General features: G+C 37.3%; 10 protein-coding genes and 1 pseudogene. 9 read left to right on the top strand and 2 right to left on the bottom strand.

The window, feature by feature from the left end:
• Positions 1-118: 118 nt before the first annotated feature.
• The 9 genes and pseudogenes from J2Z23_RS22765 to J2Z23_RS21445 all read left to right on the top strand — a co-directional run bounded on the left by J2Z23_RS22765 (position 119) and on the right by J2Z23_RS21445 (position 6,591).
• Positions 119-919 (top strand): thermonuclease family protein, encoded by an 801-nt coding sequence (locus tag J2Z23_RS22765; protein ID WP_209975284.1) that lies wholly within the window; start codon positions 119-121, stop codon positions 917-919.
• Between the two features lie 295 nt (positions 920-1,214).
• Positions 1,215-1,352, top strand: a pseudogene (locus J2Z23_RS22850) (sunset domain-containing protein); the annotation flags it as partial.
• 210 nt (positions 1,353-1,562) lie between these two features.
• Positions 1,563-2,294: a hypothetical protein gene (locus J2Z23_RS21470; RefSeq protein ID WP_209975282.1), complete on the top strand. Its 732-nt coding sequence runs from the start codon at positions 1,563-1,565 to the stop codon at positions 2,292-2,294.
• Between the two features lie 307 nt (positions 2,295-2,601).
• A complete protein-coding gene (locus J2Z23_RS22475) occupies positions 2,602-2,703 on the top strand; it encodes a putative holin-like toxin (RefSeq protein WP_238456075.1) in 102 nt (33 codons plus the stop codon).
• Between the two features lie 375 nt (positions 2,704-3,078).
• Positions 3,079-4,146: a PDDEXK family nuclease gene (locus J2Z23_RS21465; protein WP_209975279.1), complete on the top strand. Its 1,068-nt coding sequence runs from the start codon at positions 3,079-3,081 to the stop codon at positions 4,144-4,146.
• Between the two features lie 121 nt (positions 4,147-4,267).
• Positions 4,268-4,681 carry a PH domain-containing protein gene (locus tag J2Z23_RS21460; protein ID WP_209975277.1) on the top strand — a complete coding sequence of 138 codons (414 nt, stop codon included), beginning with the start codon at positions 4,268-4,270 and terminating at the stop codon, positions 4,679-4,681.
• Between the two features lie 110 nt (positions 4,682-4,791).
• Positions 4,792-6,045 (top strand): FAD-binding protein, encoded by a 1,254-nt coding sequence (locus J2Z23_RS21455; protein WP_209975275.1) that lies wholly within the window; start codon positions 4,792-4,794, stop codon positions 6,043-6,045.
• Between the two features lie 239 nt (positions 6,046-6,284).
• Positions 6,285-6,434: a hypothetical protein gene (locus tag J2Z23_RS21450; RefSeq protein WP_165589598.1), complete on the top strand. Its 150-nt coding sequence runs from the start codon at positions 6,285-6,287 to the stop codon at positions 6,432-6,434.
• Positions 6,435-6,438: 4 nt separating this feature from the next.
• A complete protein-coding gene (locus J2Z23_RS21445; RefSeq protein ID WP_165589599.1) occupies positions 6,439-6,591 on the top strand; it encodes a hypothetical protein in 153 nt (50 codons plus the stop codon).
• A 611-nt stretch (positions 6,592-7,202) separates the two neighbouring features.
• Here the strand turns inward: J2Z23_RS21445 and J2Z23_RS21440 are convergent.
• Positions 7,203-8,111: a zf-HC2 domain-containing protein gene (locus tag J2Z23_RS21440; RefSeq protein ID WP_057984688.1), complete on the bottom strand. Its 909-nt coding sequence runs from the start codon at positions 8,109-8,111 to the stop codon at positions 7,203-7,205.
• A complete protein-coding gene (locus J2Z23_RS21435; protein WP_209975273.1) occupies positions 8,108-8,596 on the bottom strand; it encodes an RNA polymerase sigma factor in 489 nt (162 codons plus the stop codon). Before J2Z23_RS21435 ends, J2Z23_RS21440 begins: the two co-directional genes overlap by 4 nt.
• Positions 8,597-8,746 lie beyond the last annotated feature (150 nt).

Below are 8,746 nucleotides of genomic sequence, written 5' to 3'. Positions count from 1 at the left end.
CTAGTCATAGAATAAAATATCGAGAGTCTCTGTTTTAAGCAAAAAGTGTTCAAAATTAATTAGCGGAAAGTGTTCAAAACTACTTGACGGTTACACTATTGTCACACATGAGCCAGAAGTGAAGACATTCACACCGGAAATGCAAATCGAAAGTGCGGTTAAGGATAATCAATTGGAAGTTACTGGGACAACCAATCTTCCAGATGCGACCGAATTAGTGATTACACTTCAAAATGACAAAAAAGAAAGTTTTGATAAGGCTGTATCAATAAAAGACGGAAGCTTCTCCATGGCTGCCATTCCAATTGAAGAATTACAGCCTGGTGAACAGGTGCTGAAGATTTCACTTTCAGATAAGCAGCCTGATTCAGTATTAGAGGTTATTGGAGAGGAAGCTGAGCTCCTTACTGGTCCTTTATTAGATCATGATCATCAATTATTCGTCTCAGCCAATGTTACGATTCCGGCGGAACGATCACCGCCAAGTGATGTGGATGGAGTGAAAGCTGAAGTAACAAAAGTCATGGATGGCCTTACACTCTTGGTTGAGATAGATGGGAAGGAAGAAGAGGTAAGTCTAAGTTCAGTGGCTGTTCCAGCAACAAAACATTCACAAAATGGAGAGCAACCATTTGGAACAGAAGCATTTGAATTCACGAGCAAAACTTTGGAAGGAAAATCCGTTACAATAGAGCGAGAAAGTGAAGAAAAGGATAAAGATGGAAGATTCCTAGCATATGTCTGGATTGAAGATGTTCTTTTTAATAGAACTTTAATAGAAAAGGGATTTGCCAAAGTAGAGGATTCCTCTACAAATTCAAAATATCTTGATGATTTCAAGCTGACTGAAGACAAAGCGAAAGAGAAAGAACTTGGTATTTGGAGTATTAAAAATTACGTCCAAGGAAGATGGCTTTAAAGATCCAGAGCAAAAGCAAGAAAAAGTAGCAAGCGAAGCAAAGAAAGAGAGCAAAGAAAATAAATCAGTAGCAACAACACCTGCACCAAAAAAGGATCTCGAAAAGCTGGCGACGGCGCCTAAAGAAGAGAAGCCAGCAAGCACTAAATCCAAACCAAAAGTACAAGAGGAAACGAAAGCAAAAGCACAGACTAAAACAGAAACAGCTTCAAAACCGAAGGCTGAATCAAACACAGCTTCGACACCTGCACCAGCACCGGCAAAAACTCCTGATCCACCTGCCGAACCTGCTAGTTGTGATATAAAAGGAAGTCAAACTGGCATCTATCATGTTCCAGGAAGTACTTATTACGAACGAACTAAAAATGTCGCTAAATGGTTTTGTTCAGTAGAAGAGGCAGAGAATGCAGGATATAGAGCTCCGAAAAGATAAGGTAGTATTTATTATAGAGTGTAAGTTAGATTACCCTAACAGATTGACTAGACTGTTAGGGTATTCATTCATCATTCATAAATTAAAATGTTTGTACCTCATACATGCGTAATATTTCCGAATTAATAGCATAGTTAGTCTTTTATTATTAGAAGGAGGACCTAATTACAAATTTTGGAACATATAATCCGATAGAAATGAGGACTTGTTATGGAGAAGAAAGAGTTGGCACAATCCGATAAGTTCGTGAAAAATAATGTGAAGATGAGTATATTAGAAGAATATAAGAATAACACCGTTGTGAGGGGATTGATCCAACTAGTCCCTTTTGGGGGATTGATCGATACGATGGTCACAACTTCTTATCAGAATATTCTTGTTGATCGCTCCATAGCATTTTTCGAGGAGTTAAATAAGGGGAACCTCATGTTAACGCCTGAAGTGATTGAAAGTGAAGATTTCCTCCATGCCTATTTTTCTACCTATAAAGCGGCACTTTACACTAGGCAACGGCAAAAAATTCGTTTCTTCTCTAGACTTTTGTGCAACGGACACTTAGAACAAAAAGTGCGTGATATCAACGAATACGATGATTATCTAAAAATACTAGATGAACTCTCCTATAGAGAGATATGTATACTCCATATCCTCTATGAATTTGAACAATCGGCAGAAAGGGTAGAGAGTCAATTCTCTATGCAAAAATATCTTAACTTTTGGAATGAGTTTTTGGAAAGGGTATCTACAGATCTTTATATTGATAGTGGCGAAGTACCAGGCCTAATCAACCGCTTAAGTAGAACGGGCTGCTACAGTGAGTTTGCAGGTGGATATATGGACCATAGAGGTGGACCTGGCCACACAACTGGCCTGTATCAAAAACTAGTTGAATTAATTCAAATGAAGAAGCAAGACTTATCAGATATTAAGAATTTCAAATGATCATTTTGATTAGTAGTGGATGAGAGTTTCCAAGCAAGTACTTGAGAATGGCTTAGAGATTCTTAGAATTCTTATTTAGGAAAATGTGGACAATCCTCAGATTTTGACTCAATTTAGAGTTGACGGCAGATTCGATACTATGGAATCTGCCATTATCTCTCACATAAGTATCATTGCAATCTAGTTAATGCATAAAAGGTTCCTTTGGGATATACTAAAATAAGTGTAAGAGAATAGGTTTATCGGCGGTCAGCACCTGTCGCTGTCTCTAGTCTTGGCAAGTCCAGGTAGAGGGGAGGTGCTGCGAATGAGTGTTTTTGAGGCCATGATTTTAATGATTAGCTTTTCGACAATGATTGTGGCGATCATCGCTCTTTTTCTAGACGCCCATAAGCCTCCAAGCAGTTGAGTGGATTATTTTTGCAAACTTGCGATCGCTTATAAGCGATTTTTCTTGCACTTCTCGACCGTTCGGTGCTGGTACACCAAACGGTCTTTTATATTATATTCATTCTGTTATTTATTATAGCACAAAAAAACATTAAAAAAATTTTCTGTGCTTTTTAATAAAAGAATCTAGTCCATCAACGGGGGTTTTGAAAATTTCCGGACATTAACTAAATCAGTCAGAATCTGATTTCTGTGAGAGCTAAGCCCAACAAGGAATTTATGATTAACTAAAGTCGACAAGAAACATTCAGGCCACTTTCGCAAACCATTGTAATAGGGGGATTTTAGGGGATAAGTATTCTGTCAATATTAAGAAAGTATTGGAGGGGATATCATGTACATTCTAAATTCTAGTAATAACGAATTAGAAGAAGTGCAAGAAACGACATTTTTTGAACATGATTTAAAAGAACGGCAACATATAGAGGAATGGATTCGGAAAAGTCCAGAGATACTTGGGGAGGATCTGCTTATTATCGCTCATGAATATGATAAATTCGAAGTGAATGAAAGATTGGATCTTCTTGCAGTTGATAAGGAGGGCAATTTAGTCATAATTGAAGTCAAAAGAGATACGACAGGCGGCAATGTTGATTTCCAAGCACTTAAGTATGCTTCGTATTGTGTGAGATTGAGTCCGCATGATATTCTAGAAATTTTTGAGGAGTATTTGAATGTTCATGCTCCTACTTTGAATGCAAAAGATGAATTAGTAGAATTTTTGGAAGTGGAAGCTGAAGAGGAAGTAAATAATGTTCTTAATACAAATCAAAGAATTATTATAGTGGGTAGGGAGATCGATAAAAGAATTCTATCTGTTTGTACTTGGCTTTATGAAAATCGGATTGATATTAAATGCATAACAATTAAGCCTTATAAATTAGGTGATCAAGTTATTATTGATGCGGATCCTATTATTCCACCCTATAAACTAGAAGATTACTATATCAATAAAAAGGCGGTAACGAGGGATCGGCAAATTACTGTGGACAATGATATATCGAAGTTTCTACAAGAAGTGGCCAATTTTGTCAATATTAATACCGAATATACGGCCAAATATGGTGGCAAACGCAAATATTTTAAAGGACACAGTCTATTAGGAAGGAAGTTAAATTTCGTATTTTCATATAAAAAAGACGATACAGGCTCGATCTTTATTGAATCACATAAGAAAGAAGGAACAGATTTAATTCAATATATAGCTGAAAATTATCTTGAGGAATTAAGGAAGACACTGAACTGTGAAGTGGAACTTACAATCGGATCAAAGAATACGGATTGGTATCGACTGATAGCAAAGGTAAATTTTACGGAAAATCAAACTTTCGAAGATCGACTCAAACAGTATACAGATACTTTTGTTCAATATTATCAGTTCATTAAGGAGAAGCTTCGATAATAAATGATAGTTACATATAGGAACTGCTTGGTTGAGTGAACTGTTGGTTGAAGTACATTGTCGCTTTTTTAGAATTGACTAAGGAATGGTTTTACTTATTTCAAATAGGGAGGAAATAAAATTGAAAGAGATTACAGAACAATTAGTTAGAGTAGCTGAGGAACAATTATTAGAAGGAGTCGATTCAACATCTTTTACGAAAAGTGAGTTGGAGTTATTACCTATTCTATTAAAGGATGGGGAAGTAGTAAAAAAGGTTACAAGTGGTCAAGTGGATAAAAGGTTAGGCAAGCTAATGGCTACAAATAAAAGGGTGATCTATCTAAGAACTTTTGGCCCGGGGTGTAGTGATATGGAAGCATTTTATTATGGGGAGATCCAATCGATCACTCAAAATAAAACAAGCGGACTAAGTGGACAATCTATAGACTTAACCTTTAAAGATCCAACTGGATATGAATATACAATCTACAATATCTTAAAATGGCAGATACCTGACTTCCTAGAATATGTAAATGCGATGAATGATAAGTGATTGGATAGGATGTCAGTTCTAAAGGAATTCAGCACTTGGCCATTCTCAAGGAGAAATAAAGTTTTTATTAATACATCGATCATTCTATCCATTTCAAAGGAGTTGAGACCATGAATCAACAAAAAAATTGGGCAGGAAATCTCATTTATCAAGCAAAGCATTGGTATGAACCAAGAAGGGTAGAAGAAATCCAACAGCTTGTCAAAGAAGCAAGTCATGTACGAGTGGTAGGCTCTCGTCATTCTTTTAATGATATTGCCGATTCGGATGATACCATTCTCTCATTAGGGAATTTGAATCGTGTATTGGCTTTTGATCAAGAAAAGCAAACGGTCACGATCGAAGGAGGGATGAGGTATGGGGAGTTAAGTTCATATCTTGAGGAGCGGGGGTTTGCATTACCTAATTTAGCTTCGTTACCACATATTTCGGTTGCAGGTGCCTGTGCGACAGCGACACACGGATCTGGTGATCAAAACCAGTGTTTGTCTAGTAGTGTGAGAGCGATGAAGGTGGTCACCGCCAATGGAGAGATCGTCGAGTTTTCTCAAGGTAAGAATAAAGAAGAGTGGAACGGGGCGGCTGTTCATTTAGGGGCATTAGGTGTCATGATTGAGTTGACATTAGCTGTGATCCCTAGTTATCAAGTGCGTCAATATGTGTATGAACATCTCCCTTTTTCGCAATTTGCAGGGCATTTAGATGAAATCTTCTCAAGTGCTTACAGTGTTAGTTTGTTTACAGATTGGAGCCAGGAGGCGATGAACCAAGTGTGGTTCAAGCAATTAGCAGGTGAACAACCACCCATAAGGTCAGAGCTATATGGTGCATTACCAGCCAGAGCCAACTCACATCCTATTCTAGGAGTAGATAGTATTAATTGTACCGAACAAATGGGAGTGGATGGTCCTTGGTTTGATCGCTTGCCTCACTTTCGTCTTAATTTTATGCCGAGTAGTGGGAGTGAGTTGCAATCAGAGTATCTGATTCCTCGACAATATGCGATGGAGGCTTTGCAGGTCATTCGGGCGATGCGGTCCATGATATCCCCTATCCTTCATGTGAATGAAATCCGTAGTGTCGCAAAGGATGACTTTTGGTTAAGCCCAAGTTATCAAGAAGATGTCATCGGGCTTCATTTTACTTGGAAAGATAATTGGGAAGCTGTTCAACAAGTTCTTCCGCAAATTGAAGCAGCCTTAGCGCCTTTTCAGGCCCGTCCACACTGGGGAAAAGTATTCACGATGCCCAAAGAAAGGGTACAATCCTTTTATGAGAAATTACCGTCATTCAGGCAATTATTAGCCAAGTATGATTCGGTAGGGAAGTTTCGTAATCGGTTTATAAACCATTATATTTTCTAGAGGCTAGGTGGCTGGCTAGCATGGTATAAGGTGGCAGGTTCTAACATAATTCAATATACTCACGCATTTAAATTCAGATATTCTGCACATTTGAATTTACATATAAAGAGGAACGTTTGTTTTTATATCGGATAGTAATTTGCATAAAAATATGATAACATCAAACTAGCAACCAGATATTGTTTGGGTGGTTGGTTGTCACTCTTCTTTCCATCTATGGGGAAGGAGGTGATATCGCCATGGAAACATTTCTTGAATTTCTACGAGAGGTTCTGAAAGGGATTGTGCGAGCAGTAAGCGCACACATCTTCAAAAGAACAGTTCTAGAAAAAGAGAAAACCACCCTACGCCGTCACAAGCAAAAGGGTGGCTCTCAAAAGAAGATTTAGTTTTTTGACAACCACCACCCTGACGGTAGAGGTTGCGGGAGAAGTGTTAGCAGCACTTCTCTTTTTATTATATTCTCATTATGACATAAATAAACTAAAAAATAAAGGAAATGTAGAGGCGATCATTTTTAGTTTATTTAACTCTGGTAAGGTGTAGCAAAGGATATTGAATACGGTGTCAAGTTGCGACACACTTCTGCTGGCCTAATACTATCTAAAATACTCAAGAGCGGCTGGATTCCGGCATTCAGCGTGCGCAACCTATATTTTTTTAATGTCCTCAACAGATTATCCTAAATTAAATGGGGGCCTAGCACAATTTACTAGGATCTGAATGAGACAGTTACGGCATTCCCTCAAATATAGCTGTTGCCAAGGAATTGTGGGCAGCCCTAGCAATTATTTAGCCAAGTATGATTCGGTAGGGAAGTTTCGTAATCGGTTTATAAACCATTATATTTTCTAGAGGGTAGGTGGCTGGCATTTGCCAATAAGTAAATGCGTTGTCCATGCAAAAAGACGCCTTCTTATTAAAGAAAAGCGCCCGTTTGTTGAAAATGGCCTCATTAATCAGAAATAATGAGGCCATCTTCTGCAACTTGCCTCTAATCAGTCGAATTTGGGGTTTCAACCAATACAAAGGATATTTTCTGGCCATGTTTTAGAAATCTGAATCCATCAGGAAACCTTTCTGTATCAAGTAAAATAGAACGGAAACTAAAAAAAGAATCGCTGATTGGTGAGTCTATTATAAAGTGAAAGCAACAACTATTTTAAAGTGGTTTTCGGCTTCTTGATTGATAATTTTTTTAATATATTTCTTCCAGCTAACAACGCAAAATATAAAGAAATTGTGACTAGTAATATTGCGTAAAAGTCCCGTCTAGCAAGGTAAGTTGTAGAGTTAAGACCTTTTATAAGTAAGTGAGCAAACAGGTAGGAGATGGGCAATAGAATAATTTTTTCTAGCCCATTTCTTATTTTTTCATTCTTACGGAATATGGCCAATCCAATTCCACAAATAAGTAAAAATCCTATAGCAAACAACACATAGTAGCTTAAAACTAACCGAGGTAACGTAATGACAGAACCATCCGTTATTGGATCTCCATAAATTAAAGTATTTTCACTTCCGTCGGTATTGTAATAATAGATTGAAGCGACCGTTTCTCCATTCGGGTTTAAGACAGTATTTTCTAGGTTGTTTTTGCTTATTTTCTGGTGCCAAATCGTTTCCCATGTAGTTATATCATAGACATAACCTGAATTGTCTGCTGCTGGATATTGTTCTACATGGAATCCGGATACTTCTTCACTAAAATTTAAAAGTACAGTTCCATCACCCTGTTCAATGATTGAAACTGCATTTTCATTATAAGAAATGTAGGCTGGCGTTGTCAGATAAGCTATTGTAACCACTGCAAAAACCAATGTTATCATGACGGAAAGAATAATCGTTTGCAGCTTTTCCCTTCGTAATGTATTTTGTATATTTCTTAAGGGAGCTATATCGGTATCTATTGGCAGTTCTTCAAGCGTCCTCATTTCTTCAAGGCGTTTTTTGCAGTTTTCACAAGAAGCTATATGTTCTTCAACGATATCTCTAGTATCCTGACTTGCGATATTCTCGGCATATAACGGCAGTAAATCCCTAATCATATTACAGCTAATTTTCATCGATAATCCCCCAATCGCGCTTTAATCTTTTCTCTAGCACGGTGATAAGTAACACAAGCCCAGTTATCACTTTTTGCAAACAAATTGCCAATTTGCTTAAATGACAGTTCTCCAAAGACACGGAGCGTAAAGACTTTTTTATAGGGCTCTTTTAAATTCTGGATAATTTCATGTACCTTCATAGACGCTTCTGAAGAGGTTATTTCTTGTTCTACATTGTCTTCACTAGCTGGTTCTGGAAGTGACTCTATATCTACAAAACTTTTTTTCTTACGCAAATAAGAGTAATAACTGTTTTTGGCAATTTGGCATAACCAAACACGGATATCACTATCCCCTCTGAAACTGTCTAGTGATGTTAATGCCTTCATAAAAGTTTCCGATGTGATATCTTCAGCGATATGCTTATCACCAGATAAACTATACAAATATAAAAATACATCTTTAAAGTATGTATTATAAATATCCTCAAGCTGTGTCACCATTTCACCTCCTTACATATAAGACGCGATAAACTCAAATATCTTACAAAAGTAGAAGAAAAAAGTACACCCGGTCCTTTTTTCTTCTTCACATTGTTCACACTGAATCTTCATTATGGGAAAATGTTGAAACCTTTATTTGGGCAAATCATT

The sequence above is a fragment of the Lederbergia galactosidilytica genome (assembly GCF_017873565.1).
In the GTDB taxonomy this organism is placed as follows: Bacteria; Bacillota; Bacilli; order Bacillales; family Bacillaceae_C; genus Lederbergia; species Lederbergia galactosidilytica.
The sequence above is the reverse complement of the archived record's forward strand: the minus strand, read 5'-3'. Positions and strand labels throughout refer to the sequence as shown.